Here is a 26912-nt window from a genome sequence, read left to right on the forward strand (position 1 = left end):
CGGCCGTTGACGTGCGCGCGGCGGACCGCGATGCGCCTTGGTTCTTCTATATTAAATTAAAGCGCGTTGACCAGTTCCGGAACCAAAGTGAACAGGTCTCCGACCAGGCCGTAATCGGCCACGCCGAAAATCGGCGCTTCCGCGTCCTTGTTAATGGCGACGATCACCTTGGAGTCCTTCATGCCCGCCAAATGCTGGATGGCACCGGAGATCCCGACGGCCACATACAGCTGCGGCGCGACGATCTTGCCCGTCTGGCCGACCTGCCAGTCATTGGGGGCGTAGCCGGCATCGACGGCCGCGCGCGAAGCGCCCAGTGCCGCGCCCAGCTTGTCCGCCAGCGGATCCAAAATTTTGAAGTTTTCCGCGCTGCCCAGGCCGCGGCCACCCGATACGACGGCGCGCGCGCCGGCCAGTTCGGGACGATCGCTCTTGGCCAGTTCACGGCCGACGAACGACGACAGGCCGGTATCGGCCACGGGCGCCACCGTTTCGACCTGCGCCGAACCGCCTTGCGCGGCCACGGCGTCGAACGCCGTGGTACGCACGGTGATGACCTTGACCGCATCGCCGGACTGCACGGTGGCGATGGCGTTGCCCGCATAGATCGGCCGTTCGAAGGTATCCGGCGAATTCACCGCCGAAATGTCGGAAATCTGCGCGACGTCCAGCTTGGCGGCCACGCGGGGGGCGATGTTCTTGCCCGAAGCCGTCGCGGGGAACAGGATGTGGCTGTAGTTCGACGCCACCGCCAGTACCTGCGCGGCGACGTTTTCGGCCAGGCCATCGGCCAGATGCGGCGCATCGGCCAGCAGGACCTTGGACACGCCCGCGATCCGCGCGGCTTCTTCCGCCACGGCCTGCGCGCCGCCGCCGGCCACCAGCACATGCACGTCGCCGCCCAGCTTGGCGGCCGCCGCCACCGTATTCAGCGTTGCCCCTTTCAACTGGGCGTTATCGTGTTCCGCAATAACCAGGCTCGTCATCTCAAACCACCTTCGCTTCGTTCTTCAGTTTGTCCACCAGCGTCGCCACATCGGGCACCTTGATGCCGGCCTTGCGGGCGGGCGGTTCGGTGACCTTCAGGGTCTTCAGGCGCGGTGCCGCATCCACGCCCAGGTCTTGCGGCGTGACGGTGTCCAGCGTCTTTTTCTTCGCCTTCATGATGTTGGGCAGCGTGACATAGCGCGGCTCGTTCAGGCGCAGGTCGGTGGTCACGATGGCGGGCAGTTTCAGCGCGACGGTTTCCAGGCCGCCGTCGACTTCGCGCGTCACCGTCGCCTTGCCGTCGGCGATCTCGACCTTGTTGGCGAAAGTGGCTTGCGGCCAATCCAGCAGCGCGGCCAGCATCTGCCCCGTCTGGTTGGCGTCATCGTCGATGGCCTGCTTGCCCAGGATGACCAGTTGCGGCTGCTCCTTGTCGACCAAGGCCTTCAGCAGCTTGGCGACGGCCAGCGGTTGCAGCTCGGCATCGGTCTGGACCAGGATGCCGCGATCCGCGCCGATCGCCATCGCGGTGCGCAGCGTTTCCTGGCACTGCGCCACACCGCACGACACGGCGATCACTTCGCTGGCCGTGCCTTTTTCCTTGAGCCGGGTGGCCTCTTCCACGGCGATTTCGTCGAACGGGTTCATCGACATTTTGACGTTGGCGATGTCGACGCCCGTTTGATCGGATTTCACGCGTACCTTGACGTTGTAGTCAACCACGCGTTTGACCGGTACCAAGACCTTCATCCAACAGCCTCCAGATATCGAATAATTGAACGCCGCGCGAGGGCCGCGGCGCTCCGGGAATCGAACGATTCTACAACGGCGGCCGGCTACAGCCGCGCCAGCTCGCGGATATGGGCCACGGCGCTGCGGCCCAGCGCGGAGAGGTCGTAGCCGCCCTCCAGCATGCTGACAACGCGTCCCTGCGCATGACGGTCGGCCACCTGCATGAGCTGATGGGTGATCCAGGCGTAGTCCGCCTCGACCAGGGCCAGTTGCCCCAATTCGTCCTCGCGGTGGGCGTCGAAGCCCGCCGATACCAGGACGAGCTGAGGCCGATGGGCCTCCAGGCGGGGCAACCACTCGCGCGTCACGATCTCGCGCACCTCCGGGCCGGCCGTATAGGCGGGCACGGGGATATTGACCATATTGTCGGCGCTCGGCTGCGCGCCGCTGAACGGATAGAACGGGTGCTGGAAGATCCCGCACATCAGCACGCGCGGGTCGCCGGCGAAAATATCTTCGGTCCCGTTGCCGTGATGCACGTCGAAATCGACGATGGCAACGCGCTCCAGGCCATGGCGCGCCATGGCGTGATGCGCCGCGATGGCCACGTTGTTGAACAGGCAGAAACCCATGGCCCGGTCGCGGCAGGCGTGATGCCCGGGGGGCCGCACCGCGCAGAACGCCGTGGGAGCCTCGCCGGCCATGACCCAGTCCACCGCCTGCACGCCCGCCCCCGCGGCGTGCAAGGCGGCTTCGTAGCTGTGCGGGTTCATCTGGGTATCCGCGTCCAGCGCCCGGTAGCCCTGGCTGGGGGCCGCCGCGGCCAGCGCATCCACATAGGCGGCGCTATGGGCGCGCAGCAGGGCTTCGCGCGGCGCGGCGGGCGCTTCCCGCGCGTCCAGATAGGGCATGATGCCGCTGGCCAGCAGCTGATCCGAGATGGCATCCAGCCGCTGCGGGCATTCCGGGTGCCACTCGCCCATTTCGTGCAGCCGGCAGGACGGGTGGGTAAGATACAGGGTCTCCATGGGAAGATTATGTTCACCTGTCGGCAATTACTGCAACTCGGACTGATTACCGCCCTATTGACGGGCTGCTCCACCGCGCAGGATGGCCCTGCCCACGCCGCCGGGTCGTCGGCATCCCAGGCCGGGATCCCCGCGGCGCCGGACGCGTCGGTCCCGCGTATCCGCATCGGCCCGCCGCCCGGCGAAGGCTCCGCATCGACGATAGGCAGCGAAGGCGGCGCCGTGCCGGCGGATGAGCAGCGATCCGCCGTGGCGGCTTCCGACGGGCGCATGCGCGCCGACGTGCAGGCGTTCATCCAGCAACTGGCCGGCGAGCGCGGCTTGCCGGCGTCCCAATTGACCGGCGCGCTGGCGGATGCGCGCTACAGCCCCACCGTGGCGCGGCTGATCGCGCCGGCGCCCGGCCGCAAGGTGTCGCGCAGCTGGATGACGTATCGCGCTCGCGTGGTGGAACCCAAGCGCATCGGCTGGGGCGTGGAGTTCTGGCAAGACAACGCCGACACCCTGAACCAGGCCGCGCAGCGTTTCGGGGTTCCGCCGGCCATCATTGTCGGCATCATCGGCGTGGAGACCTTGTACGGCCGCAATATGGGAAATTTCCGCGTCCTGGACGCGCTATCGACCCTGGCCTTCGACTATCCCGATCCCTCCAAGCCCGAGCGCGCGCAGATGTTCCAATCGCAGCTGGCGGATTTCCTGACGCTGGTGCTGCAGGGCAAACTCGATCTGCAAACACAGGGGTCATACGCGGGCGCCATCGGCATGCCGCAATTCATGCCGGGCAGCATCATGAATTATGCGATCGACGGCGACGGCAGCGGCCACATCGACCTGACCAACAATCCCCGTGACGCCATTCTGTCGGTCGCCAACTTCCTGGTGCAGCATGGCTGGGAAAGAGGCCGTCCCGTGTTCGCGCCCGTCGCGCTGCCGCCCGATGCCGGCCGGCTGGTGGACGGCGGCCTGGCACCGACTCGCACATGGCCGCAATTGCAAGCCGCCGGAGCCACCCTGAACCCGAACGGAATACCGGTCGCGGATAACGGCTGGCAACAAGGCATGCTGGGCGTCATCGACTTGCCGGAAGAGTCCGCCGGCACCGCTGAATATCGTACGGGGACGGTGAATTTCTTCGCCCTGACGCAGTACAACCACAGCTATTTCTACGCGACGTCGGTGGCGGACCTGGGCGCGGCCATCCAGGCACGGATGGCCGCCGTGGCGGCCCGGTCGGCTCAGTTGAATACGCCGGTCGACAGGTAGCGGTCGCCCCGATCGCAGACGATGAAAACGATGGTGGCGTTTTCGACGCGGGCGGCCACGCGCATCGCGCCGACCAGGGCGCCGCCTGAGGAGATCCCGGCAAAAATGCCTTCTTCGGCCGCCAGCCGGCGCGACATCTCTTCCGCGTCGGCCTGCTTGATGTTTTCGTAAGCGTCCACCCGGCCGCGGTCGAAAATGGCGGGAAGATAGGCTTCCGGCCATTTGCGTATGCCGGGGATCTGCGAGCCTTCCTCCGGTTGCGCGCCGATGACCTGGATCGCCGGATTGCGCGCCTTCAGATATGTGGACACGCCCATGATGGTGCCGGTGGTACCCATCGCGCTGACGAAATGGGTGATGCCGCCTTCGGTCTGCGTCCAGAGCTCCGGCCCGGTGCCCTCGATGTGGGCCCGCGGATTATCCGGGTTGGCGAACTGGTCCAGCACCTTGCCCTTGCCTTCGCTCTGCATCGCCGTGGCGAGATCGCGCGCGTATTCCATACCGCCCTTGTCGGCGGGGGTCAGGATCAACTCCGCCCCGTAGGCCGTCATGGCGGCGCGGCGCTCCACCGAAAGGTTGTCAGGCATGATCAGGATCATGCGGTAGCCGCGCATCGCAGCCACCATGGCCAGCGCGATGCCCGTATTGCCGCTGGTGGCCTCGATCAATGTATCGCCCGGCTTGATTTCGCCGCGCGCTTCCGCGTGGCGGATCATGGACAAGGCAGGCCGGTCCTTGACCGAGCCGGCCGGGTTGTTGCCCTCCAGCTTGGCCAGGATGATATTGCCGCGGGCGGCATTATCGGCCCCGGGGATGCGCTGCAAGCGCACCAGCGGGGTATTGCCGACTGTCTGTTCGACGGTGGGATAGGTGACGGTTTTCATGCTCCAACTATAACCCCGTGCCCGGATGGCCGACGCGAAGGCCGCGTCGGCGCCAGGGATACGCGCGGGAGCTCAGTGAGCGCCGCGTGGTGGCACGCGGGCGGGCTGCGTCGCCTTGTTGTTGCGGCCGGCTGCGCCGCTGGCCGTGGCGGCGCCGGTCGACGGGCGGATGCCGGGAGCAGCCTGGCCGGCCGTCACGCGCAGGCCGGCGGCCTCCAGCGCCTGGACGCGACGCGGCCCGATGCCGCGGACGCGGTCGGAGAGGTCTTCCATGGACTCGAAGCGCCCGCCGCGTTCGCGTTCCTTGACGATGGTTTCGGCCGTTTTCGGCCCGACACCGCGGATGGCGCGCAACTGGTCGATCGTGGCACTGTTCACATCCAGCGCCTGGGCCGGCAGGACCGCCAGCGAAAGGCCGGCGGCCAGCGCCAGCCGGCCGAACGCGCGCTGCCAGCGCGATCGCCGCGGCGCCGCCATGCGCGGCGCCGCGATACGGGCAGGCGGCGCCTGGAAGGTCGCCACGGGATTATGCAGAAAAGGGTTCATGTAGCCTCCGGACAGCGGGTGAAAGGCGTTGATGGGTGGCGTCTGGAACGCCAGGGCCATCATCGCTTGCCGCCGTCCGGGGCGGACCGCGAGTGAACGCAAAGGTCCACCCGGGAATCTACGCTTGCTTGCGCGCCCGCCAATAGCGCACGTATTCCGCCACGCCCGTCTGCACGTCGCGCATGGGCTGGTCGAAGCCGGCCGCGCGCAGGCGGCTGGTGTCCGCCTGGGTGTAGCTCTGGTAGCGCCCCTTGAGATCATCGGGGAATGGGATGTAGCGGATCAACCCCTGGCTGACGAGCTGCTCCAGGGCAAGCGCGGGCTCGCCCTGCTCTTCGCGCAGCGTGTTGACCACGGCCATCGCCACATCGTTGAACGGCTGGGCGCGTCCGGTGCCGCAATTGAAGATGCCCGAGGTCTTCGGGTTGTCCAGGAAGTGCAGGTTGACCGCGACCACGTCTTCGACCGAAATGAAGTCGCGGCTCTGGCCACCGTCGGGATACCCGTCCCACCCCGCGAACAATCGCACATGGCCCTCGGCCAGGAACTGGTTCATGTTGTGGAACGCCACGGAGGCCATGCGGCCCTTGTGCTGTTCATGCGGGCCATAGACGTTGAAGTAACGCAGGCCCACCACCTGTGCCGTCAAGCCGGACAGCCGCGTGCGCAGCACCTGGTCGAACAGCAGCTTGGAGTAGCCGTAGACGTTCAGGGGATGTTCGTTGGCCGGGTCTTCCGCGTAGACCGACGAGCCGCCATAGGTGGCCGCCGAGGACGCATACAGGAAGGGCACGCATTCCGATTGGCAGTAGTCGAACAATTCCAGCGTTACGCGGTAATTGTTGTCCATCATGTACTTGCCGTTGCGCTCGGTCGTATCGGAACATGCGCCCTGGTGGAACACGGCCTTGACGTTCGGCAAGGCGCGCCGGGTGACCAACTGGCGGAAGTAGTCCTTGTCCATGTAGTCCGCGATACGGCAATCCGCCAGGTTGACGAATTTGTCGCCATCGCTCAGGTCGTCCACCGCGATGATTTCCTGGATGCCGCGCCGGTTCAGACCGCGCACCAGGTTGCTGCCGATGAAGCCTGCCGCTCCGGTAACGACGATCATGATAGGTCTCCCAATTCCTTTGCACTGACGGTGGACGTGCCCAGCTTGCCGACCACCACGCCCCCGGCACGGTTGGCCCAGCGCATGGCCAGCGGCCACGGCATGCCGACCGCGCGCGTCACCGCCAGCGTGGCCAGGACGGTATCGCCCGCGCCCGAAACGTCGAAAACTTCGTGCGCCTGGGCATCCACGTGCTCGCTGCCCTCGTTCGTAAAAAGCGTCATGCCCTGCTCCGAGCGCGTCACCAGCAGGGCTTCCAGGGCCAGGTCGCTCCGCAGGCGCTGGGCACGCGCGGCCAGGTCTTCCTCGGACGTCCATCGCCCCACGGCCTGCTGCATTTCCGATCGGTTGGGCGTCACGAGCGTCGCGCCACGATAGGTATCGTAGTGGTCGCCTTTCGGATCCACCAGCACAGGGACGCCGGCGGCCCGGGCGCTCTGGATGAGCTGCGGCACGCGCGTCAATGCGCCCTTGGCATAGTCGGACAGGACCACCACATCGTGGCCGGCCAGGTGCCGTTCGAATTCCGCGCCCAATGCGTCCAGGGCGGAAGCACGGGGGGACTCCTCGAAATCCACGCGCAGCAACTGCTGTTGGCGCCCCAGGACGCGCATTTTCAGCGTCGTGGGATGGCCGGCGTCGGCGACCAGCGCCGGGACAATGCCGGCATCGCGCGCAAGGGCGTGTATCCGTTCGCCCGCCTCGTCCGCGCCGACCACGCCTATCAGGGTGGCTTGCCCGCCCAGGCTGACCACGTTGCGCGCGACGTTGGCAGCCCCGCCCAGGCGATCCTCGCGGCGCGCCACGCGGACAATGGGTACCGGCGCCTCCGGCGACACGCGATCGACCTCGCCGAACCAATAACGGTCCAGCATCACGTCGCCTACGACAAGGATGCGGCGACGCGAAATGTCGCCAACGGGAAATGCACTCATTCAAGTTCTTCCAAACGGCGCGGCGCATAGGTTTCCCATGCGTTGCAGCCAGGACATTGCCAATAATAACGGCGCGCCTGAAAACCGCAGGAACGGCAGGCATAGCGGTCCAGGCGCTGGGTATGCTTGTGGATCAGGCTGCGCAGCAGGGTAAGGTCGGCTCCAGGCACCGGGCTGACTTCGCCGTCCCCACCGGGAGCGGCCAGTTCGGCTTCCAGCAGGCGATCCAGGCCGAGCAGCGAGGGATGATGGCGCAGCGCGGCACGGGCAAAGGCCCAGGCCGGCGTCGCCCCCTGCAACGCGCGCAATTCGCGGAATACCACGTTGAATAGATCCAGCGACGGATACTTGGCGTACTGCTTTTGCAGCAGGTCGAGCGCCGCCTCGGCGCTGTTATTCGCCCGATAACTGTTGAGCAGGGACTCTGCCACCAGGCCCGCGTATTCCGGTTCGTCGGTCAGGACGGACTCCAGGTGCAGGCGCTCGCGCTTGGCGTCGCCCTCGAGGACGGCAAGCCGGGCACGCAGCATCGAGATCCGCACCAGCGAGCCTTTACTGGGCGTATTGCCCTCGCCCGCGATGCTGGCCGCGTGGTCGGCCGCGTCCAGGGCGGTCAGCGCGGCGTCGATGTCCGGCGGCTGCGTGGACATGGCCTGTTGCGCCAGCTCGCAGTGGTAGTGCACCAGCTGGGGCACCGGCTCATCCACCAGACCGCGCAGCGTCTTGACGGCATCGATGGCGCGCGGCCAGTCGTGTTCCGATTCGTAGATGCGTATCAGCGAGCGCAGGGCGGGCAGCGAATAACGCGTATCGCGCAGTTGCTTGAAGCCGGCCTCCGCCCGATCCAGCATGCCCGCCTTCAGGAAGTCCTGGGCCAGTTCGTGCTGGGCATGCTCGCGCTGCGCGACGGGAAGGTCCGCGCGGTTGAGCAGGCTTTGATGCACCCGGATGGCGCGCTCCATTTCGCCGCGACGCCGAAACAGGCTGCCCAGGGCGAAGTGCAGCTCCGTGGTTTCCGGATCCAGCTTGGCGACTTCGACGAAGGCGTCGATCGCGCGGTCCGGCTCTTCATTCAGCAGGAAGTTCAGGCCGCGAAAGTAGGAGTCCGGCAGGACCCGGGTTTCCGACAGCATCTGGCGGATATCGAAACGCGCCGCCAGCCAGCCCAGCGCGAACAACAGGGGGACGAAAATCAACCACCAGGGTTCAAAATCCACGGCGCTCGCTCATGCAGGGTTGGGACACGCGCGGCAGCGCGGCAATGAAAACGGTCATCGGCATCACAGGGGCGACATCGGCGCGATGGCTTCCGGCGGCACATTGGCCGGCTGGCCGGCCTGATTGCTCATGGCAGCCTGCACGCGGTCCAGTTCCTTGCGCAGGCGCACGGCTTCGCGCCGGCGGCGCATCGCCGCGGGTACGGTCAACAACAGCCCGAAGATGGCACCGACCACGAAAGTGACCAGCATGACCACGATCAGCGGCACATCGTGCATGATGTAGTCGCCGTAGAAATTGACCTGGACAGGGTTGGTGTTCTTGAGCGCGAACATCAGCACCGCGACGAATACGATCAATCGCAGCGCCCAGACGAAATAGCGCATGACGCGAGCTCCACAGGGTTCGATATCGGGATTGTAAGCGCGCTTTGTCCCGGTCACCCCAATCTCATCGAATGTGCCGGCGGTCTCGTTGACGGCCCGGGACGACTTTTTGCCTTTCGGCACGCGCGGGGCAAAAAAAAGCCACCGGTTCACGGTGGCTTTTTTGCCTGCTATCGGAGAGACCCGACGGAGAGACCCAACGAGGAATGCCGGCGGAGGCCTGGCTGCATGGCACGGCGAAGACACCGGCCCGGTCACGGCGGCATGCGCCGCCGGCCGGATCAGAGCATCGCGTGGGCACCCACGCCCGACACCGCGGTTTCCACGCTGTCGCCGGCAGCATTCGACGAAGCCTCGTCGGTGCTGTCCAGGTCGACACGTTCGCGAAGTTCCTTGCCCGCCTTGAAATGCGGTACCTGTTTACCAGGCACCAATACCTGTTCGCCGGATTTGGGATTGCGGCCGATGCGCGGGGAACGCCGCGACAACGAAAAACTGCCGAAGCCCCGGATCTCGATACGCTGGCCCGCGGCAAGTGCCTGGGCCATCGCATCGAGAATCGTCTTCACGGCGAAATCGGTATCGCGGGCGGCCAGCTGTGGATAGCGGGCCGCCAAGGCGGCGATAAGCTCCGACTTGGTCACAACGATTTAACCGTCGTTGCGCTGCTGGTCCAGCTTGGCCTTCAGCAGGGCACCCAGGTTGGTGGTACCCGACGAAGCGCTGGCTTCAGACATGCGCTGGATCGTATCCGCGGTTTCGGCGTTGTCACGCGCCTTGATGGACAACTGGATCGAACGCGTCTTGCGGTCGACGTTGACGATCATGGCTTCGATGTTGTCGCCGGCGTTCAGCACCGTCGTGGCGTCTTCGACACGGCCCGAGGAGATCTCGGACGCGCGCAGATAGCCTTCGACGTCCACCGACAGCGTCACCACGGCGCCCTTGGGCTCGACCGACTTGATCGTGCCAGGAACGACCGCGCCCTTGTCATGGGTCGCGACGAAGTTGTTGAACGGATCGCCTTCCAGCTGCTTGATGCCCAGCGAGATGCGTTCCTTGTCGGTGTCGATGCCCAGAACCACGGCTTCGATCTCGTCGCCCTTCTTGAAGTTGCGCACGGCTTCTTCGCCGGACTCCGTCCAGGACAGGTCGGACAGGTGCACCAGGCCATCGATGCCACCGGGCAGGCCGACGAACACGCCGAAGTCCGTGATGGACTTGATCGCGCCCTGGACCTTGTCGCCGCGCTTGAAGTTCGTGGCGAACTCTTCCCACGGATTCTGGCGGCACTGCTTCATGCCCAGCGAGATACGGCGACGGTCCTCGTCGATTTCCAGGACCATGACTTCGACTTCTTCGCCCAGGGTGACAACCTTGCGCGGATCGACGTTCTTGTTGGTCCAGTCCATTTCGGACACGTGCACCAGGCCTTCGATACCGGCTTCGACTTCGACGAACGCGCCGTAGTCGGTCAGGTTGGTAACCTTGCCGAACAGGCGGGTACCCTGCGGATAACGACGGGCCAGGCCCACCCACGGATCTTCGCCCAGCTGCTTGACGCCCAGGGAGACACGGCTCTTTTCCTGGTCGAACTTGAGGACCTTGGCTTCCACTTCCTGGCCCACCTGCAGGACCTCGGAGGGGTGACGCACGCGGCGCCATGCCATGTCGGTGATGTGCAGCAGACCGTCGATACCGCCCAGGTCCACGAACGCGCCGTAGTCGGTGATGTTCTTGACCACGCCCTTGACCACCGCACCTTCGTGCAGGGTTTCGAGCAGCTTCTGGCGCTCTTCGCCCATGCTGGCTTCCAGCACCTGGCGGCGCGACAGCACGACGTTGTTGCGCTTGCGGTCCAGCTTGATGACCTTGAATTCGAGGGTCTTGCCTTCGTACGGCGTCGTGTCCTTGACCGGACGCAGGTCGACCAGCGAACCCGGCAGGAACGCGCGGATGCCATTGGTCATGACGGTCAGGCCGCCCTTCACCTTGCCGGTGATGGTGCCGGTGACCAGTTCGCCGTTGTCCAGCGCCTGCTCGAGCTGCAGCCAGGCCGACAGGCGCTTGGCGCGGTCGCGCGACAGGATGGTGTCACCGTAGCCGTTTTCCAGCGAATCGATGGCCACCGAGACGAAATCGCCCGGGTTGACTTCGACTTCGCCCTGATCGTTCAGGAATTCTTCCAGCGGAATCAGCGCTTCGGACTTCAGCCCAGCATTGACGACGACGAAGTTGTGGTCGATACGCACGACTTCGGCACTGATGACCTCGCCGGACTTCATGTCCTGGTTCTTGAGGCTTTGGGCAAACAGGTCGGCAAAGCTTTCACTGCCCATGGCGTCAAGGACAGCAGTAGAGGGATTGGAAGACATTGAATTGAAATCCATAGGCCAGGATGGCCTGGTTGTATGTGCACGCCAGCACGGCTTGCCCGTACCAGCGGAGTGGAACAAAAACCGACGCGAACAGCGCTATCTGGGAGCGATATTCCCGGCGGCACCGGAAAAACCTTTTGCTTTCCCTGCCGTACCCGCGGCGCCGGGCTTGAGCGCACCGCCACGCGGGCCGTTCCAGAGATCGAGTATGGCTTGCACCGTTTCCTGAGCCGTCATTTTCGACGAATCCAATACCTTGGCGTCCGCAGCCGGCGCCAGAGGCGCCACCGAACGCTGGGTATCGCGGGCGTCGCGCTCGCGCATATCTCGCAGAAGGTCTTCAAGATTAGCAGAAATACCCTTTTCCATCAACTGCTTACGCCTTCTTTCCGCCCGCGCTTCCACATCCGCGACCAGGAAAACCTTGAGCGCCGCGTCGGGGAAGACCACCGTGCCCATATCGCGGCCGTCGGCCACCAGGCCGGGGGCCCGCCGAAAGGCGCGCTGGCGGTCGAGCAGGGCCTGGCGCACCGATCCGAAAGCCGCCACCCGCGAGGCGAAATTGCCGACCCGCTCCTGGCGGATGTCATAGCCGACCTCGCGGCCGTCCAGATAGATATGCGGGCCGTCGAAACGCACCGGCAGCGTGCGGGCTGCCTCGGCCACGGCGGCCTCGTCCTCCGGCGCGATGCCCTGTTCCAGCGCCGAGAGCGCCGTCAGGCGGTAGAGGGCCCCGCTGTCGAGCACCGTCCAGCCCAGGCGCCGGGCGACGCCGTGCGCCACCGTCCCCTTGCCGGAGGCGGTGGGGCCGTCGATGGCGATAACGGGGGGCGGCGCCGCGACGGTGTCCCGGGTCGTATCGTCTGCCTGCGTCATACTGGCTCCTCGCCGCCGACCAGGTCGGCATATACGTCGAAATACGTGGGGAAGGTCTTGCTGACGCATCCCGGATCCAGGATGCGGACGGCGGCCGGCCCGAAGGCGGCCAGGGACATCGACATCGCCATCCGGTGGTCGTCCCAGGTTTCGATTTCGGCGTCGCGCCAGGCATCCGGCGCGGGCGGCGTCACTTCCAGCCAGTCGGGCCCCGACGCCACGCCGGCGCCGAGCTTGGCCAGCTCGGTCTGCATGGCGTGGATGCGATCGGTTTCTTTGACGCGCCAACTGCCGATGTTGCGCAGCCGGCAGGGGCCGTCGGCGAACAGGGCCAGCGCGGCCGCCGTCATGGCGGCATCGGGAATCAGGTTGAAATCCGCGTCGAAGGCGCGCAGGGTTTCGCCGCGCGCGACCCGGACACCGCTCGACTCGATCCAGTCGGCGCCGAACTCGATGCGCACGCCCATGGACTCCAGGGTCCGGGCAAAGGCCACGTCACCCTGTATGCTGTCGCGCCCTACCCCCTGCACCCGGACCGGGCCGCCACCGATGGCGCCCAGCGCCAGGAAATACGACGCGGACGAGGCATCGCCCTCGACCGCGATGCGGCCGGGGCTGCGGTAGCAGGCATTGGCCGGCACGGTGAAGCGCGACCAGCCGTCCCGCTGGACCGTCACGCCGTAGCGCGCCATCAAATTCAGGGTGATTTCGATATAAGGCTTGGAAATCAGCTCGCCGACGATCTCGATCACCAGGGGCTCGCCCACGGTGTTGGTATAGATGGGAGCGGCCAGCAGCATGGCGGTCAGGAACTGGCTGGAAACGGCACCCGGCATGCGCACGGGCCCATGCGTCCCCAGCGTGCCGCTACCGATATGCAAGGGCGGATAGCCTTCCTGGCCGGTGTAGTCGATGCGCGCGCCCAGCGCGCGCAGGGCATCGACGAGATCGCCGATGGGCCGCTCATGCATGCGCGGCACGCCGGAAATGCGGTAGTCACCGCCCATCAGGGCCAGGGCGGCCGTCAGCGGGCGCACGGCGGTGCCGGCATTGCCGAGGAAAAGATCGGCCGACGGCTGCGCAAAGCGCGCGGCGCCCCGCAGCGTGACCCGCCCTTCACCCTGCTCATCCAATGTGACCCGCAGCGCGCGCAACGCAGCCAGCATCACGCGGGTATCGTCGGAATCCAGCAAGCCGGAGATTTCCGTGGTGCCTTCCGCCAGCGCCGCCAGCAAAAGCACCCGGTTGGAAATACTCTTGGACCCCGGCAAGGATACCGTGCCCCGCGCCTGGACCGCGCGCGGCAGATCGAGAAAAGAAGCTCCGCTCATGTAAGCCCGTGTCCTGTCGTAAACCGTAGTCAGTCGCCCGGCGCGCGGGCCTAGTGCCCCGGCTTCCAGTCCCGCCGGAACCGCGCCGCCTCTTCCAGCAATGCTTCCAGCGCCGCACCGTCGCCGGCGTCCAGCGCCTGTTCCGCTTCGTCGAGCACCGCGCGCACCTGCGCCAGTTCCGCCTTCATCGCGGCACGGTTGGAAAGGAAAATATCGCGCCACATTTCCGCCGACCCCGCCGCGATGCGGGTGAAGTCGCGGAACCCCGTTCCGGCGATGGCAAGCCGCCGCCGGCAGTCCGCGCTGCGCGCGACCTGCGCCACGTATACGGCCGCCAGGAAATGCGGCATATGGCTGACCGAGGCCAGCACCTGGTCGTGCTCGGCGGCATCCATGTCCAGCACGCGGGCGCCGCAGGCTTCCCAGGCGGCCCGCACACGCGCGACGTCGGCCGCCAGGTTTTCCGGCAGCGGGGTCAGGATAACGCTGCGCCCAGTATAAAGACCTGGATCGGCAGCGTCAGGGCCGATTTTCTCGGCGCCGGCAATGGGATGCCCGGGAATGAAACTGGCGACGCGCTCGCCCAACGCCGCCCGCGCCGCCTGCGCGACGGTCACCTTGGTGCTGCCGGCGTCGGTCACGATGGCGCCGGGCTTCAAAGCAGCCCGCATTTCGGCCAGTATGGCCCCGAAAGTGCCCACCGGGGCCGCCAGCATGATCAGGTCGGCCCGCGCCGCGGCTTCGGCGGCGTCCACCGCTTCGTCGATCAGGCCCAGTTCGCGCGCGCGCTCCAGCGATGGCCCGTTGCGGCCCACGCCCAGGACCCGCCCCACATGGCCCGCCCGCCGCAAGGCGGCCGCGAAGGATCCGCCGATCAGGCCGACGCCCACCACGGCCAGTACTGGAATCGGCGGCGCCGGCACGCGTGCGTCAGCGGGCCCGGCCGTCATGATGACTTCAGGACTTCGCCGAGCGCATCGATGAAACGCGCGTTTTCCTGCGGCAATCCGATGCTGACGCGCAGCCATTCCGGCAGGCCGTCGCCGACGACCGGCCGCACGATCACCCCCCGCTTGAGCAATTCAAGGTTGATGCGCGCCGCGTCGCCCACGCGCACCAATACGAAATTGCCGTAGCTGGGCACGTATTCCAGGCCGAAGGTGTCGAAAGCCTGGCACAGCTGCGCCTTGCCTTCCTTGTTGAGGCGGTAGGAGCGCTCCAGGAAATCGCGGTCCTGCAGTGCCGCCACGGCCGCGGCCTGGGCCAGCGTATTCACATTGAAAGGCTGGCGCACCCGGTTCAGAAGGTCCGTCAGGGCGGGCTGCGATATGCCGAATCCGACACGCAGGCCCGCCAGCCCGTAGGCCTTGGACAGCGTGCGGGAAACGATCAGGTTGGGAAACTCGCGCACCCAGGCCACGCTGTCGAAACGGTATTCCGGGTCCAGGTATTCGTTGTAGGCCTCGTCCAGCACCACCACGACACGCTCGCCGTGGCGCTCGCGCACCTGTTCCAGGAAGGCCTGGACGCGCGGCGCCGGCAGGAAGGTACCGGTGGGATTGTTCGGGTTGGCAATGAACACCACGCGCGTATCGTCGGCGATGGCGTCCAGCATGGCGTCCAGGTCATGCCCGTAATCGCGCGCCGGCACCATGATGTGGCGCGCGCCGCGTGCCTGCGTGGCCAGCCGGTACACCATGAACGCGTGCTGCGCGTATACCGCCGAAGTGCCCTTTTCCAGGAGCGCCAGGGCGACAAGTTCCAGGATGTCGTTGGATCCGTTGCCCAACGTGATCCAGTCCATCGGAACGCCATACAGCCGGCATAGCGTGGACTTCAGTTCGAAGCCGTTGGGGTCCGGGTAGCGGCCCAGGGCATTCGCGGCGGCCAGCATCGCGGTGCGCGCGGACTGGGGCATGCCCAAGGGATTTTCGTTGGACGCCAGCTTGACGATGGTCGCCGGATCCAGGCCGAACTCGCGCGCGAGTTCTTCGATGGGCTTGCCGGCCTGATAAGGCGCGATGGCGCTTACGTGGGCCGGGGCGGCCAGGGTTTTGTTCGTGTCAGTCATAGCGGATTGGGCTTGCGCCGCGCGCGGGGCCCGGCCGTGCCGGAGCGCCGCGTGCGGCGATGCCGCCCTTCATTGCGCGGGATAGGACCCGAGGAGTTTGAAGAAAGCCACTTGCGAGCGAAGGGCCTCGAAGGCACGGGCGACGTGCGGATCCTGCGCGTGGCCCAGCACATCCACGTAAAAATAGTATTCCCACTGGCCCGTGCGCGCGGGACGGGACTCGAAGCGCGTCATCGACACTTTGTTTTCCGCCAGGGGTGCCAGCATTTCGTACACCGCGCCGGCGCGGTTGGGCACCGCCATGATCAGGCTGGTCTTGTCGTTGCCGGTCGGCTGGGTGGGAATCGTCCCCAGCGCCAGAAAGCGCGTGCGGTTGTGCGGGTCGTCCTGGATACCGGCGCTGATCACGTGCAGGCCCCAGCTGGACGCAGCCGATTCGCCGGCGATGGCGGCGACAGTGGGATCCTGCGCCGCGACGCGCGCGGCTTCGGCATTGCTGGAGGCGGCCGAGCGCGCCAGTTCCGGATGATTGCGGCTCAGCCAGAGCTGGCACTGCGCCAGGGCCTGCGGATGCGCCATTACGGTCTTCACGCCATCCAGGGAGCCGCTCTGCGACATCAGGCAATGCCGAATGACGAGCGAGCGCTCGCCCATGACCGTCAGCGAGGTATTCAGCAGCAGATCCAGGGTGCGGTTGACGGCGCCTTCGGTGGAGTTTTCCACCGGCACCATGCCCACATCGGCCTGCCCGGCTTCCAGCGCGCGAAAGACTTCGTCGAACGACGGACAGGGCAACCGGTTCACCGCATGGCCGAAATGCTCCAGCGCGGCCTGTTCGGAATAGGACCCCTCCGGCCCCAGGTAGGCCAGCGTCAATCCGCGCTCCAGGCCGCGGCAGGCGGACATGATTTCAGTCCAGACGGCCGCCACCGCTTCGCGGGGAATCGGGCCGGCGTTCATGAGCTGCAGCCGGCGGATGACTTCCGCCTCGCGGTCCGGGCGCAACACCGGGCCATCGGCGTTCTCGGCATGCTTGACCTCGCCGACCTCGATGGCCGTGCGGGCGCGCAAGGTCAGCAGCTCCAGGATCTGCGCATCCAGCGCATCGATGCGCTCGCGCAGCGGGCGCAACTTTTCGGCAAGGGAATCAGCCATGGCGTCGCTCGAAATCCTGCATATAGGCCACCAGCGCCTGAACGGCCTGCAGCGGCACGGCGTTGTAGATCGATGCGCGCATGCCGCCTACGCTCTTGTGGCCCTTGAGCTGGGTCAATCCGGCCTCGTCGGCCCCTTTCAGGAAAGCCTCGTTGAGCGATTCGTCGGCGAGGATGAAGGGCACGTTCATGCGGGAACGCACGGGGACGTGGACGGGATTGCGGTAGAAAGCGGTGCTGTCCAGATAGCCGTACAGCAGCTCGGCCTTGGCGATGCTGGCGCGTTCCATCGCCGCGACGCCGCCCTGTGCCTTGATCCACTTGAAGACCAGGCCGGCGATGTAAATGGCGTAGGTCGGAGGCGTGTTGTAGCGCGAGTGCTCCGGCGCCACGTTGGCATAGTCGAAGGCCGCCGGACAAATGGGCAGCGCGTGGCCGATCAGGTCGCGGCGCACCACCACCACCGTCACACCGGCCGGCCCGGCGTTCTTCTGCGCGCCGGCATAGACCATGCCGGTGCGGCCGATATCCATGGGACGCGAAAGGAAATGGGAGGATGCGTCCACCACGAGCGGAACGTCGTCCACCCCCAGCCGCGCCGCCGTGGGCCAGTCGGTGAACTCGACCCCGCCGATGGTTTCATTGCTGCAGAAGTGCAGGTAGGCGGCATTCTTGCGCACCTTCCAGCTTTCCACGGGGGGTACCCAGGTCCACGCCTTCTGCGCCTTGCCATCGAGCTGGACTTCCGTCCCGCTGCTGGCCGCGATCGCCACATCGCCGTACTTGGAAGCTTCCTTGTGCGACTTCACCGACCACTGGCCGGTCAGCACGTAATCGGCGGCCGCCGCGCCCCGTCGACCGATCAGGTTCAGCGGAACGATGGCGTTTTCCGCCGTTGCGCCGCCTTGCATGAACATGACCGCGTAGTCGTCCGGCACCGCCAGCAGATCGCGCAGGTCCTGTTCGGCCTCATCGCAGATCTGCACGAATTGCTTGCCGCGATGGCTCATTTCCATGACGGACATGCCGCTGCCGTGCCAATCGAGCATTTCCTCGGCCGCTTGCCGCAGTACGGGCTCCGGCAGGGCCGAAGGCCCCGCCGAGAAATTCCAGGGACGCGCCATTATTCCTCCGTCGGCTCAGTCGCTGTGTCTCCGTCGGTCGAGTCGGCCGGCGGCTGCGCATCGTCGCTTTCCGCCTCGCTATCGAGGTCGGCATCGCTTTCCACCACACGGCGCACGCCGGACAGGCGGCTGCCATCGTCCACGCTGATCAGCGTCACACCCTGCGTGGCGCGGCCCATTTCGCGGATCTCCGCGACGCGGGTACGGACGAGCACACCGCCCGTCGTGATCAGCATGATCTCGTGTTCGGGCTGGACCAGCACGGCACCGACAACCTTACCGTTGCGCGAGCTGGTCTGGATGGCGATCATACCTTTGGTGCCGCGGCCGTGGCGCGTGTATTCCGTGATGGAGGTGCGCTTGCCGAAGCCGTTCTCCGTAGCGGTCAGGACGCTCTGCTCTTCGTCGCCGGCCACCAGCATGGCGATGACGCTCTGGCCGTCTTCCAGCATCATGCCGCGCACGCCGCGCGCGTTGCGGCCCATCGGACGCACGTCGTTCTCGTCGAAGCGCACGGCCTTGCCGGCGTCGGAGAACAGCATGACGTCATGCTTGCCGTCGGTCAGGTCGGCACCGATCAGGTAGTCGCCCTCGTCCAGGTCGACCGCGATGATGCCGGCCTTGCGGGGGTTGGAGAAATCCGACAACGGGGTCTTCTTCACCGTGCCGCGCGTAGTCGCCATGAAGACATAGTGGTCGTCGCTGAATTCCTTGACGGGCAGCACCACGTTGACTTTCTCGCCATCGACCAGCGGGAACATATTGACGATGGGCTTGCCGCGCGAGGTACGCGTACCCTGCGGCACTTCCCAGACCTTGAGCCAGTACACCCGGCCGCGATTCGAGAAGCACAGCAGGTAATCGTGGGTATTGGCAATGAACAGCTGATCGATCCAGTCGTCGTCTTTCATCGCCGTGGCCTGCTTGCCGCGGCCGCCGCGCTTCTGCGCGCGGTATTCGGACAAGGGCTGGCTCTTGATATAGCCGCCATGCGACAGGGTCACGACCATGTCGGTGGGTGTGATCAGGTCTTCGGTATCGAGTTCGGTGGCGTTGAGCTCGACTTCCGAACGACGCACATCCTTGGCCGCCGTGGCGAACTCGGCCTTGATCGCCTGCAGTTCGTCGCTGATGATGCTGGTGATGCGCTCGGGCTTGGCCAGGATGTCGAGCAGGTCGGCGATGGTGGCCATCACTTCCTTGTATTCGCCGACGATCTTGTCCTGCTCCAGCCCCGTCAGGCGCTGCAGGCGCATGTTCAGGATTTCCTGCGCCTGGGTATCGCTGAGTCGGTACAGGCCATCCTGCTGCATGCCGAAGCTGGGCAGCAGGTCGTCGGGACGGTAGGCCGCGATGCCGCCGGGGGTATCGCCGTCCGCGCGCGCGAGCATTTCACGCACCAGGGACGAATCCCAGGAGCGCGCCATCAGTTCCTGCCTGGCCACCGGCGGCGTGGGCGCCGCCTTGATGATGGCGATGAATTCGTCGATGTTGGCCAGCGCCACCGCGAGGCCTTCCAGCACATGGCCGCGTTCGCGGGCCTTGCGCAACTGGAATACCGTGCGGCGCGTCACCACTTCGCGGCGATGCTGCAGGAAGTATTCCACCATCTGCTTCAGGTTGAGCAGGCGGGGCTGGCCGTCGACCAGCGCCACCAGGTTCATCCCGAAGGTATCCTGCAACTGCGTATTCTTATAGAGGTTGTTCAGCACGACCTCTGGCACTTCGCCGCGCTTGAGCTCGATGACCAGGCGCATCCCGTCCTTGTCCGACTCGTCGCGGATATCGGAGATGCCCTCGATCTTTTTCTCGTTGACCAGCTCCGCGATACGTTCCTGCAGCGTCTTCTTATTGACCTGGAAAGGAATGGCATCGATCACGATGGCCTGGCGGTTGCCCTTCTCCATATCCTCGATATGGGTCTTGGCCCGCATCACGACCCTGCCCCGGCCGGTGCGATAACCCTCGCGCACGCCGGACAGGCCGTAGATGATGCCGCCCGTGGGGAAATCGGGCGCGGGAATGAGTTCGATCAGCTCGTCGACGGTGCAGTCCGGATTGCGCAGGCAATACAGGCAACCGTCGATCACTTCCTGCAGGTTATGCGGCGGAATATTGGTGGCCATCCCCACCGCGATGCCGGAGCTGCCGTTGACGAGCAGGTTGGGCAGCCGCGACGGCAGCAACAGCGGTTCTTTTTCGCTGCCGTCATAATTGGGGCCGAAGTCCACGGTTTCCTGGTCGATGTCGGCCAGCAGCTCGTGCGCGATCTTCGCCAGGCGGATTTCGGTGTACCGCATCGCCGCGGCATTATCGCCGTCGATGGAGCCGAAGTTGCCCTGCCCATCCACCAGCATGTAACGCAGGGAGAAGTCCTGCGCCATGCGGACGATCGAGTCGTAGACGGCCTGGTCGCCATGCGGATGGTATTTACCGATCACGTCGCCGACGATACGCGCCGATTTCTTGTAGGCGCGGTTCCAGTCGTTGTTCAACTCGTGCATGGCGAACAACACGCGCCGGTGCACCGGCTTGAGGCCGTCCCGGACGTCCGGCAGGGCGCGCCCCACGATCACGCTCATGGCGTAATCGAGGTAGCTGCGGCGCATCTCTTCTTCCAGCGATACCGGAAGCGTCTCCTTGGCGAAGGAATCCATATATATAAGTAGGTGGCGACTCGAGTGAAGCCCTGGCCCGTGGCGACCCGTGGCAACTTGGTGACCCGCCCGACCGGCCAGGAACTGGCACCTTGCGCGGCAGGGAGCGGCACGCCGCGCCGCGCGACATGGCCGTCGGGGAAACAGGAAATTCTATCATTGCGAGCCCCCAAGGACGGGGACGCGCCGTTCGCGACCGCCCGGGATGCGCGGCGGGCGCATGCTCATCCGGCGCCTTTCCAGGCCCCGCATGCCCTGTTGCCAAAAACCAACACCGGGGAAGGACTGGGCGGCGAAATGGTCCAGTCGGGCATGAATGCACGGGTCAGGGCACGACAAATGCCTTAAGATTGTTTCCAGCACGCAGGAAACCCAGTCGCAATCCTTTGAACCTATTCTTGGCGTTGCTATACTGGCCCCGTTTTCCTGATAGCGGCGGGGGTTCGCTGCGAGTCACTTATCCAGCTTCAAGCTCAACGAGGAGAAACATGAACAAACCCTCCAAATTCGCTCTGGCGCTCGCGTTTGCCGCCGTTACGGCCTCCGGTGCAGCCTCGGCCCAGACCGTCGACAACTGGCGCAACCCGTTCGGCAACGTGTGGAAAAACGGCACCAACGAATTGTGCTGGCGTGATGCGTTCTGGACCCCCGCCACTGGCATCCCCGGTTGTGACGGCGTGCCGGTAGCGCAGGCCGCTCCCAAGGCTCCGGCCCCCACGCCGATGGCGTCCAAGGTCGTCTTCAACGCCGACACGTTCTTCGACTTCGACAAGTCGGTCGTGAAGCCGGAAGGCAAGAAGCTGCTGGATCAAGTTGCTCAGCAAGCCCAGACCATCAACCTGGAAACCATCATCGCCGTCGGCCACACCGACTCGATCGGTACCGAGAAGTACAACCTGGCCCTGTCGCAGCGTCGCGCCGCGGCGGTCAAGGCGTACCTCGTCAGCAAGGGTATCCCGGCCGACCGTATCTACACGGAAGGCAAGGGCGAGTCGCAGCCCATCGCGTCGAACAAGACTGCGGAAGGCCGCGCCAAGAACCGCCGCGTGGAACTGGAAATCGTCGGTACCCGTCGCGCTGGCGACATGGGTCAGCCCGCGAAGTAAGCGTAGCGAAAGCTACAATGAAGGGCCTCGCGCAAGCGAGGCCTTTTTTTTCGTCCTTTTTCAGGGGCGGCCCCTGCCCTGGGGGCGGATCGGCCATCGTCAGCCGCGACGCGCCGCCCCGTCCTCTAATATATAGATATCCATCATCCAGCCGTTCCCGCCATGACGCTTACGCCCTCCTCTGCTCCCCCCGCCAACGCCGACCAGGCCGAGCTGGAAAAATTCAGCGCGCTGGCCGCGCGCTGGTGGGATCCGGACAGCGAATTCAAACCGCTGCATGCCATCAATCCGCTGCGCCTGGATTGGATCCGCCAGACCGTGGGCAGTCTGGCGGGCAAACGCATCCTGGATGTGGGATGCGGCGGGGGCATTCTGTCCGAAAGCATGGCCGCCGAAGGCGCGGAAGTCACCGGCATCGACCTGGCCGAAAAGTCCCTTAAAGTGGCACGCCTGCACGGCCTGGAATCCGGCATCAAGGTAGAGTACCGGGCCGTGCCAGTGGAACAGCTGGCACAGGAGCAACCGGGACGGTATGACATCGTCACCTGCATGGAAATGCTGGAGCACGTGCCCGATCCTGCGTCCGTCATCCGGGCATGCTCCGCCTTGGTGCAGCCGGGAGGCTGGGTCTTCTTTTCCACGCTCAACCGCAACCCCAAATCCTTTCTTTACGCCATCCTGGGCGCCGAGTACGTGCTGCGGCTGCTGCCGCGCGGCACCCATAGCTACGAGAACTTCATCAAGCCGAGCGAGTTGGCCGCGTCGGCCCGCGCGGCGCAATTGGAGCCCGTCAAGATCGCCGGGATGACGTATAACCCACTGACCCAGGTCTACGCGCTATCCACGGACGCATCCGTGAACTACCTGATGGCAACCCGCAAATGACCGCGCTGATCCTGTTCGACTTCGATGGCACGCTGGCCGACACGGCGCCGGACCTGGCCGCGGCGGCCAACAAGCAGCGGCTGCGACGGGCCCTGGATCCCATGCCCTACGAGCTGTTGCGCCCCGTCGCCTCCCAGGGCGCCCGGGGACTATTGCGCGTCGCGCTGGGCATGATGCCGGACCACCCGGAATTCGAGGAGACCCGCACCCAATTCCTGGCCGACTACGCCGCCAGCTCAACGGTGCACACGCGCCTGTTTCCGGGGATCGCCGAACTGCTGCGCCATATCCGCAATCAAGGACATGCCTGGGGCATCGTCACAAACAAGGTGACGCACCTGACCTTGCCTATTGTGGAATTCCTGGGCTTGATGGATACGGCCGCCACCCTGGTCTGTGGCGATACGGCGCCCCGCTCCAAACCCTATCCGGATCCCCTGCTGCATGCCGCGCGGGACGCCGGCTATGACGCCGCGCAATGCGTCTATGTCGGCGACGACCTGCGGGATGTACAGGCCGCCCACGCCGCCGGCATGCCCGCTGTCGCGGCGGGCTATGGCTATCTGGGCGGCGACCACGACATCACCCTGTGGGAGGCCGACGCCAGGGCAGACTCGCCGGACGTACTGTGGGACGCTATCGAAAGCGTGCTGCCGGCGCGGGCCCGCGCAGCGGATTGAGCGTCCGCCCGGAAGGGCCTTGAAATCCGGCGAGCTGGCCCAACAACCATGGAAATCCGGTGCGCGCCGGAGCTCACCGGCACGGGGAGCGCGGCGCGGGCGGATGGCAATCAGAGTACAATGAAAGTACTGGGGCCGATCCGGATTCGACGTGGGTCGCGAAACAGCGCAGGGCATGCCGAGCACCAGTCAGCTCGTAAATCCACTGGAACACTACAAACGCCAACGACGCGTTCTTCGCTCAAGCCGCTAACGCTTAATGAGCCGCTGCACTGACTTGTCTTTGGGTCAGGCGGAGGAAGGTAAAACTTCCTAGGGGGCAACCTCGAACCGCAGCAGTGTCATCGAACAAAGAATCGGCATGGACTGGGGTCTGACGGTCCGCGCTTAAATCACATGACTCGCTTCGGGCCGGCCTGTCGGTTGGCTAAGTCCGGGGTTAAAACCAAATAGATCGACTACGCATGTAGAACTGCCTGCAGAGGGCTTGCGGACGGGGGTTCAATTCCCCCCGGCTCCACCAGATTAGACAGCATTAGCCAGTGACAGACAGGGCGGACGGGTAGCACCGGACCGCCCTTTTCTGTCCATGACTGTCCAGCGTTTCACACGTGATTCACACCGAATTCACACGGGGTCTAGAACGATGTGCTCCCACTACACCGCCCTGAAAAAGGCCGAACAGCTCGAGCGCTATTTCCGTGCGCGCGGCATCCCGATCCCGAAGGCCGACATGTGGCCGCGGTACCCGGGCGTCTTCGTGCGCCGGCCACCGGAATGGGAATCGGGCGACGAGGCCGTGCCGGACCGGGAGGCGGTCGTCGGGCGCTGGGGGCTGATTTCGGCCATGACGAGGCCCGACAACACCGACAAGGCGCAAAAGCTGTCCACGTACAACGCGCGATCTGAGACAGCCGCCAAGTCCTTCACCTTCGGGAATGCCTGGCGCCGCGGCCAGCGGTGCCTGATCCCGGCCGAGAACGTGTTCGAGCCGGACTGGCGCGCCGTCGATGCAGGCCTGGCCAAGAACCCAACGCCTACTAGGTTCACCAGGGCCGACGGCGCGCCCCTGGGCATCGCCGGCCTGTGGGATAAATGGCGCTCCCCGGCCGGGGAATGGATCGAGAGCTTCACTATGCTCACCATCAACGCCGACCAGCATCCGCTATTCAGGGACTACCACAAGGCGAAGGACGAAAAGCGCATGGTCGTGATCCTGCCGGACGGCGCCTACGGCGACTGGCTGACCGGTGCCGGCGACATCCGCGACTACCTGCTGCCCTACCCTGCGGATGAGCTGGTAGCTGAACCGGTCGTGAAGACCGCCGGCGCCAACCCGGAGGAATAGCCATGCATCCTCGCAGTGAGCCATGTGCGCTCTCCCGGGCGGATTTGGCGACCATCGCCGCGGCCGCCGGCCTTCTGCCACCGGGCAGCGAAATGACATCTGAACTACTGGAGTACACGCGAACGGTCGTCGGTTACTGCGCATTTATTGGTGACAGCTACACGGATGAGGACGGTACTGCCGGCGACAAAATCCGTGCGGCCTTCGATCTTGCGTAACGATACACTGGATGACCGTCCAGTATTTCCCCCGACCATGCCAGCCCCCAAGCCCCTCACGCACGATGACCTGCACGCCATCCGACGACGCTACGAGGTGACGCCGGAGCGTGCGCCCTGCATGTTCGATGGTCGCACCGTGGAACGCGACATGATCTTGCTATTGGCCGAGGTCGATCGACTGCGCGAGATGGTCCAGCGCGCGCGAGACCTGCGCGACCGCTTCCCGCGGCCAGGCAGCTGCCTGGACTCGATCTGGGGAGAATTCCAGCGGGATCTGGATGCGGAGCCCCGGCGCCCCTCGTACCTGGAGATTCCCAAAGTCTTGGGCTGCAGCATGGTCGAACCCTTCATCGGGCCGCCCGAGCGCTGGCAGGTTCGTGCGGCACAGGTCGGCGCGGCCCGGCAGAAGCCAAGGCGGCGGTGAGCGCTATTTCCGAGGTTTCCACCCGCAGTTCTTTGCGCCGGCCAGATTGTGGGCCAGGATTTGCTTAGCCGTTCCGTCCGTCAGCACATCGGCCGGATCAACGTAGATCGGCTTGTTCCAGTCGCAGCCCGTATCAATGACCCGCGTCTTTACCTGCACTTCCGGCTGGATCGGCGTTTCCGCCACCGGCTGCCCAGTCGTCGCGCAGCTGGCTAGCAGCGGCACCAGCAGGCAGGGAAGCAACGTCGTTTTCCACATTCGCACGCTCCTTTACAGAATTGGCGCCTGCGGCGGCCGCCGCGGCATTGGCTTGTGATTCGCCATCCCGCACGGCGGCGGTTTGGGCTTTCGCCTCGGCGGTCGCCTGGTTGGCTTCCGCAACTTTCTGGTTCGCCTGGGCGACCTTCGCGTCGGCAGACTTTTTCGTCACGAACGCGACCAGTAGGCTGCCCAGCGCGACCAGGCCGGTAGCGATGTAGGGCCACGCGGAGCCCAGCAATCCGAGAATGGTGGTCATGTGCATATCTCCCCGCCGGCTACTTGGTACACGGCGATCAGTTGTTCCATGGAGTTCTCGCGCTGGCCGTAGCCCGCGCCGGGCAGGCTGGCCCATTCCTGGCGGCACTTCTGGACCGCGGCAGCAAATCGGCCGGCCTGGATATCGGCGAGCGCACCGCGGCGGCCGATGAGGTAGATAGCGACGCGGTCCTGCGACAGCGGCGAGAAGTCGGGCACGCCGACGGCGCGGCTGGCCCAGTCCCAGGTATCCGTGCGGATCATGCCTGGGATGGCCGCCATGATCTGGTAGCGGCCGGCGGCGTCGCTCCAGCCCCACCGCGTGCGCACGGCGATGCGCGGGTGGGCGTCATACCCTTGGAAGAAATCGCCGCCCACGACCACGTTGTAGCCGTCGTCGCTGTCCTCGATCGTGGATGTGCCCTCACTGACCGACAGCATGTCCAGGAAGGCACAAACGTTGGCCCCGCCGGTGGCGTCAGGGCTGATTCGCGGCATCGCCGTCCCCTTTCTTACCTAATAGCCGCCGTACCGCGTCGATGACCGCCGCTTGGCTGACCACGCGTGCGATCACTGCCAGCACGACGCCAGCCACGGGAACCCACTGCTGCCCGCCGTTCGGAAACCAGGCCAGCAGCGTGGGCGCCAGGTTCGGAAACTGATTGCTCAGCTCAGGAATGCCAGCCAGCATGATGGCGCCCAGCACGCCAATGCGCACCGACCACCAGCGGTGCATGTTTCTCCAGCGGTCCGCCCATAGGTTCATTTCGTCCACCCCCTGGTTTCCGGTCGGTTGTCGGCGCGATTCAGCATCAATTGCGAGAGCATCGCCTTGATGTCCCGTATGTCGTCCCCCATGCGGGCGTTACTGGCCTCGACGATGGTCAGCCGCTTGTCCATGCCGTTGTAGAGGCCGATCACCCAGCCGCACCCGCCAAGGACACTGCCGAGGATGATGAATGCGGAGGCGACCATGGACACGATCACCTTTGCGCTCACGAGCAACCCGCCTTTCGGGTCATCTGCCATTCAATTTCTCCAGGCGTAA

At 65.4% G+C, this 26912-nt stretch carries 28 protein-coding genes, 1 other RNA gene and 1 pseudogene; 8 read left to right on the forward strand and 22 right to left on the reverse strand.

The features are described from left to right. Window positions 1-56 precede the first annotated feature (56 nt). From CAL28_RS19655 to CAL28_RS19665, 3 genes are all read right to left on the reverse strand, one after another. Window positions 57-986, reverse strand: a complete 930-nt coding sequence (locus tag CAL28_RS19655) for an electron transfer flavoprotein subunit alpha/FixB family protein (RefSeq protein ID WP_094842920.1) — start codon at window positions 984-986, stop codon at window positions 57-59. 1 nt (window position 987) lies between these two features. Continuing rightward, complete coding sequence (locus tag CAL28_RS19660) at window positions 988-1737, reverse strand: electron transfer flavoprotein subunit beta/FixA family protein (protein WP_094842921.1); 750 nt, start codon at window positions 1735-1737, stop codon at window positions 988-990. Window positions 1738-1823: 86 nt separating this feature from the next. Further along, window positions 1824-2747 (reverse strand): histone deacetylase family protein, encoded by a 924-nt coding sequence (locus tag CAL28_RS19665; protein WP_094842922.1) that lies wholly within the window; start codon window positions 2745-2747, stop codon window positions 1824-1826. A 9-nt stretch (window positions 2748-2756) separates the two neighbouring features. On the opposite strand from CAL28_RS19665, the gene mltB reads away from it, so the two are divergent. Next, window positions 2757-4010 carry a lytic murein transglycosylase B gene (gene mltB / locus CAL28_RS19670; RefSeq protein ID WP_094842923.1) on the forward strand — a complete coding sequence of 418 codons (1254 nt, stop codon included), beginning with the start codon at window positions 2757-2759 and terminating at the stop codon, window positions 4008-4010. On the opposite strand, the gene cysM is transcribed toward mltB, so the two are convergent. The 15 genes and pseudogenes from cysM to gyrA all read right to left on the reverse strand — a co-directional run bounded on the left by cysM (window position 3983) and on the right by gyrA (window position 20684). Next, window positions 3983-4894 (reverse strand): cysteine synthase CysM, encoded by a 912-nt coding sequence (gene cysM / locus CAL28_RS19675; protein ID WP_094842924.1) that lies wholly within the window; start codon window positions 4892-4894, stop codon window positions 3983-3985. The two genes, mltB and cysM, sit on opposite strands and share 28 nt — an antisense overlap. Before the next feature lie 72 nt (window positions 4895-4966). After that, window positions 4967-5440 carry a ComEA family DNA-binding protein gene (locus CAL28_RS19680; protein WP_176464040.1) on the reverse strand — a complete coding sequence of 158 codons (474 nt, stop codon included), beginning with the start codon at window positions 5438-5440 and terminating at the stop codon, window positions 4967-4969. A gap of 118 nt (window positions 5441-5558) precedes the next feature. Continuing rightward, on the reverse strand, window positions 5559-6554 hold the full coding sequence (gene rfaD, locus CAL28_RS19685; RefSeq protein WP_094842925.1) for an ADP-glyceromanno-heptose 6-epimerase: 996 nt from the start codon (window positions 6552-6554) through the stop codon (window positions 5559-5561). Beyond that, window positions 6551-7489: a D-glycero-beta-D-manno-heptose-7-phosphate kinase gene (rfaE1, locus tag CAL28_RS19690; RefSeq protein WP_094842926.1), complete on the reverse strand. Its 939-nt coding sequence runs from the start codon at window positions 7487-7489 to the stop codon at window positions 6551-6553. The genes rfaD and rfaE1 overlap by 4 nt, the downstream gene beginning before the upstream one ends. Continuing rightward, complete coding sequence (lapB, locus tag CAL28_RS19695; protein WP_094842927.1) at window positions 7486-8706, reverse strand: lipopolysaccharide assembly protein LapB; 1221 nt, start codon at window positions 8704-8706, stop codon at window positions 7486-7488. The genes rfaE1 and lapB overlap by 4 nt, the downstream gene beginning before the upstream one ends. A 63-nt stretch (window positions 8707-8769) precedes the next feature. Next, window positions 8770-9093: a LapA family protein gene (locus tag CAL28_RS19700; protein WP_094842928.1), complete on the reverse strand. Its 324-nt coding sequence runs from the start codon at window positions 9091-9093 to the stop codon at window positions 8770-8772. 281 nt (window positions 9094-9374) lie between these two features. Next, window positions 9375-9737 (reverse strand): integration host factor subunit beta, encoded by a 363-nt coding sequence (locus CAL28_RS19705; protein WP_094842929.1) that lies wholly within the window; start codon window positions 9735-9737, stop codon window positions 9375-9377. 6 nt (window positions 9738-9743) lie between these two features. Next, a complete protein-coding gene (rpsA, locus tag CAL28_RS19710) occupies window positions 9744-11483 on the reverse strand; it encodes a 30S ribosomal protein S1 (protein ID WP_094842930.1) in 1740 nt (579 codons plus the stop codon). 183 nt (window positions 11484-11666) lie between these two features. Further along, window positions 11667-12347 (reverse strand): annotated as a pseudogene (gene cmk, locus CAL28_RS19715) ((d)CMP kinase); the annotation flags it as partial. After that, window positions 12344-13678 (reverse strand): 3-phosphoshikimate 1-carboxyvinyltransferase, encoded by a 1335-nt coding sequence (gene aroA / locus CAL28_RS19720; RefSeq protein ID WP_094842932.1) that lies wholly within the window; start codon window positions 13676-13678, stop codon window positions 12344-12346. The pseudogene cmk and the gene aroA, both read right to left, overlap by 4 nt. Window positions 13679-13728: 50 nt before the next feature. Next, complete coding sequence (locus CAL28_RS19725; protein ID WP_094842933.1) at window positions 13729-14628, reverse strand: prephenate dehydrogenase; 900 nt, start codon at window positions 14626-14628, stop codon at window positions 13729-13731. Beyond that, complete coding sequence (gene hisC, locus CAL28_RS19730) at window positions 14625-15749, reverse strand: histidinol-phosphate transaminase (RefSeq protein WP_094842934.1); 1125 nt, start codon at window positions 15747-15749, stop codon at window positions 14625-14627. The genes CAL28_RS19725 and hisC overlap by 4 nt, the downstream gene beginning before the upstream one ends. Before the next feature lie 69 nt (window positions 15750-15818). Next, window positions 15819-16904, reverse strand: a complete 1086-nt coding sequence (pheA, locus tag CAL28_RS19735) for a prephenate dehydratase (RefSeq protein ID WP_094842935.1) — start codon at window positions 16902-16904, stop codon at window positions 15819-15821. Further along, window positions 16897-18027: a 3-phosphoserine/phosphohydroxythreonine transaminase gene (serC, locus tag CAL28_RS19740; RefSeq protein WP_176464042.1), complete on the reverse strand. Its 1131-nt coding sequence runs from the start codon at window positions 18025-18027 to the stop codon at window positions 16897-16899. The genes pheA and serC overlap by 8 nt, the downstream gene beginning before the upstream one ends. Further along, complete coding sequence (gene gyrA, locus CAL28_RS19745; protein WP_094842937.1) at window positions 18027-20684, reverse strand: DNA gyrase subunit A; 2658 nt, start codon at window positions 20682-20684, stop codon at window positions 18027-18029. Before gyrA ends, serC begins: the two co-directional genes overlap by 1 nt. Window positions 20685-21172: 488 nt before the next feature. Between gyrA and ompA the strand changes: the two genes are divergently transcribed. From ompA to CAL28_RS19780, 7 genes are all read left to right on the forward strand, one after another. Further along, a complete protein-coding gene (gene ompA, locus CAL28_RS19750) occupies window positions 21173-21790 on the forward strand; it encodes an outer membrane protein OmpA (protein ID WP_094842938.1) in 618 nt (205 codons plus the stop codon). A gap of 162 nt (window positions 21791-21952) precedes the next feature. After that, on the forward strand, window positions 21953-22675 hold the full coding sequence (gene ubiG / locus CAL28_RS19755) for a bifunctional 2-polyprenyl-6-hydroxyphenol methylase/3-demethylubiquinol 3-O-methyltransferase UbiG (RefSeq protein ID WP_094842939.1): 723 nt from the start codon (window positions 21953-21955) through the stop codon (window positions 22673-22675). Next, window positions 22672-23355, forward strand: a complete 684-nt coding sequence (locus CAL28_RS19760) for an HAD-IA family hydrolase (protein ID WP_094842940.1) — start codon at window positions 22672-22674, stop codon at window positions 23353-23355. The genes ubiG and CAL28_RS19760 overlap by 4 nt, the downstream gene beginning before the upstream one ends. A gap of 131 nt (window positions 23356-23486) precedes the next feature. Further along, window positions 23487-23878: a transfer-messenger RNA gene (ssrA, locus tag CAL28_RS19765) on the forward strand. A 123-nt stretch (window positions 23879-24001) separates the two neighbouring features. Continuing rightward, window positions 24002-24703, forward strand: a complete 702-nt coding sequence (locus CAL28_RS19770) for an SOS response-associated peptidase (RefSeq protein WP_094842941.1) — start codon at window positions 24002-24004, stop codon at window positions 24701-24703. Window positions 24704-24705: 2 nt separating this feature from the next. Continuing rightward, the gene (locus CAL28_RS19775; protein ID WP_094842942.1) at window positions 24706-24921 is read left to right on the forward strand and encodes a hypothetical protein; all 216 of its coding nucleotides are present in this window, start codon (window positions 24706-24708) and stop codon (window positions 24919-24921) included. Window positions 24922-25072: 151 nt separating this feature from the next. Next, a complete protein-coding gene (locus CAL28_RS19780; RefSeq protein ID WP_141218214.1) occupies window positions 25073-25348 on the forward strand; it encodes a hypothetical protein in 276 nt (91 codons plus the stop codon). Window positions 25349-25481: 133 nt separating this feature from the next. Here the strand turns inward: CAL28_RS19780 and CAL28_RS29805 are convergent, their stop codons facing one another. Genes CAL28_RS29805 through CAL28_RS19800 form a run of 4 tightly spaced genes read right to left on the reverse strand, consistent with a single transcriptional unit; the run spans window position 25482 to window position 26893 of the window. After that, a complete protein-coding gene (locus CAL28_RS29805) occupies window positions 25482-25865 on the reverse strand; it encodes a hypothetical protein (protein ID WP_176464043.1) in 384 nt (127 codons plus the stop codon). Continuing rightward, on the reverse strand, window positions 25862-26362 hold the full coding sequence (locus tag CAL28_RS19790; RefSeq protein WP_094842945.1) for a glycoside hydrolase family 24 protein: 501 nt from the start codon (window positions 26360-26362) through the stop codon (window positions 25862-25864). Before CAL28_RS19790 ends, CAL28_RS29805 begins: the two co-directional genes overlap by 4 nt. Then, complete coding sequence (locus CAL28_RS19795; protein WP_141218215.1) at window positions 26343-26639, reverse strand: hypothetical protein; 297 nt, start codon at window positions 26637-26639, stop codon at window positions 26343-26345. Before CAL28_RS19795 ends, CAL28_RS19790 begins: the two co-directional genes overlap by 20 nt. Further along, the gene (locus CAL28_RS19800) at window positions 26627-26893 is read right to left on the reverse strand and encodes a hypothetical protein (protein ID WP_094842947.1); all 267 of its coding nucleotides are present in this window, start codon (window positions 26891-26893) and stop codon (window positions 26627-26629) included. Before CAL28_RS19800 ends, CAL28_RS19795 begins: the two co-directional genes overlap by 13 nt. Window positions 26894-26912 lie beyond the last annotated feature (19 nt).

Source organism: Bordetella genomosp. 11, from assembly GCF_002261215.1.
GTDB lineage: Bacteria > Pseudomonadota > Gammaproteobacteria > Burkholderiales > Burkholderiaceae_B > Bordetella_C.

Excerpts from the sequence above, each read along its gene's own strand:
- CAL28_RS19655 (WP_094842920.1), bottom strand. The coding sequence starts at position 986 with ATGACGAGCCTGGTTATTGCGGAACACGATAACGCCCAGTTGAAAGGG.
- CAL28_RS19660 (WP_094842921.1), bottom strand. The coding sequence starts at position 1,737 with ATGAAGGTCTTGGTACCGGTCAAACGCGTGGTTGACTACAACGTCAAG.
- CAL28_RS19665 (WP_094842922.1), bottom strand. The coding sequence starts at position 2,747 with ATGGAGACCCTGTATCTTACCCACCCGTCCTGCCGGCTGCACGAAATG.
- mltB (WP_094842923.1), top strand. The coding sequence starts at position 2,757 with ATGTTCACCTGTCGGCAATTACTGCAACTCGGACTGATTACCGCCCTA.
- cysM (WP_094842924.1), bottom strand. The coding sequence starts at position 4,894 with ATGAAAACCGTCACCTATCCCACCGTCGAACAGACAGTCGGCAATACC.
- CAL28_RS19680 (WP_176464040.1), bottom strand. The coding sequence starts at position 5,440 with ATGAACCCTTTTCTGCATAATCCCGTGGCGACCTTCCAGGCGCCGCCT.
- rfaD (WP_094842925.1), bottom strand. The coding sequence starts at position 6,554 with ATGATCGTCGTTACCGGAGCGGCAGGCTTCATCGGCAGCAACCTGGTG.
- rfaE1 (WP_094842926.1), bottom strand. The coding sequence starts at position 7,489 with ATGAGTGCATTTCCCGTTGGCGACATTTCGCGTCGCCGCATCCTTGTC.
- CAL28_RS19700 (WP_094842928.1), bottom strand. The coding sequence starts at position 9,093 with ATGCGCTATTTCGTCTGGGCGCTGCGATTGATCGTATTCGTCGCGGTG.
- rpsA (WP_094842930.1), bottom strand. The coding sequence starts at position 11,483 with ATGGATTTCAATTCAATGTCTTCCAATCCCTCTACTGCTGTCCTTGAC.
- aroA (WP_094842932.1), bottom strand. The coding sequence starts at position 13,678 with ATGAGCGGAGCTTCTTTTCTCGATCTGCCGCGCGCGGTCCAGGCGCGG.
- CAL28_RS19725 (WP_094842933.1), bottom strand. The coding sequence starts at position 14,628 with ATGACGGCCGGGCCCGCTGACGCACGCGTGCCGGCGCCGCCGATTCCA.
- hisC (WP_094842934.1), bottom strand. The coding sequence starts at position 15,749 with ATGACTGACACGAACAAAACCCTGGCCGCCCCGGCCCACGTAAGCGCC.
- pheA (WP_094842935.1), bottom strand. The coding sequence starts at position 16,904 with ATGGCTGATTCCCTTGCCGAAAAGTTGCGCCCGCTGCGCGAGCGCATC.
- serC (WP_176464042.1), bottom strand. The coding sequence starts at position 18,027 with ATGGCGCGTCCCTGGAATTTCTCGGCGGGGCCTTCGGCCCTGCCGGAG.
- gyrA (WP_094842937.1), bottom strand. The coding sequence starts at position 20,684 with ATGGATTCCTTCGCCAAGGAGACGCTTCCGGTATCGCTGGAAGAAGAG.
- ompA (WP_094842938.1), top strand. The coding sequence starts at position 21,173 with ATGAACAAACCCTCCAAATTCGCTCTGGCGCTCGCGTTTGCCGCCGTT.
- ubiG (WP_094842939.1), top strand. The coding sequence starts at position 21,953 with ATGACGCTTACGCCCTCCTCTGCTCCCCCCGCCAACGCCGACCAGGCC.
- CAL28_RS19760 (WP_094842940.1), top strand. The coding sequence starts at position 22,672 with ATGACCGCGCTGATCCTGTTCGACTTCGATGGCACGCTGGCCGACACG.
- CAL28_RS19770 (WP_094842941.1), top strand. The coding sequence starts at position 24,002 with ATGTGCTCCCACTACACCGCCCTGAAAAAGGCCGAACAGCTCGAGCGC.
- CAL28_RS19775 (WP_094842942.1), top strand. The coding sequence starts at position 24,706 with ATGCATCCTCGCAGTGAGCCATGTGCGCTCTCCCGGGCGGATTTGGCG.
- CAL28_RS19780 (WP_141218214.1), top strand. The coding sequence starts at position 25,073 with ATGATCTTGCTATTGGCCGAGGTCGATCGACTGCGCGAGATGGTCCAG.
- CAL28_RS29805 (WP_176464043.1), bottom strand. The coding sequence starts at position 25,865 with ATGACCACCATTCTCGGATTGCTGGGCTCCGCGTGGCCCTACATCGCT.
- CAL28_RS19790 (WP_094842945.1), bottom strand. The coding sequence starts at position 26,362 with ATGCCGCGAATCAGCCCTGACGCCACCGGCGGGGCCAACGTTTGTGCC.
- CAL28_RS19800 (WP_094842947.1), bottom strand. The coding sequence starts at position 26,893 with ATGGCAGATGACCCGAAAGGCGGGTTGCTCGTGAGCGCAAAGGTGATC.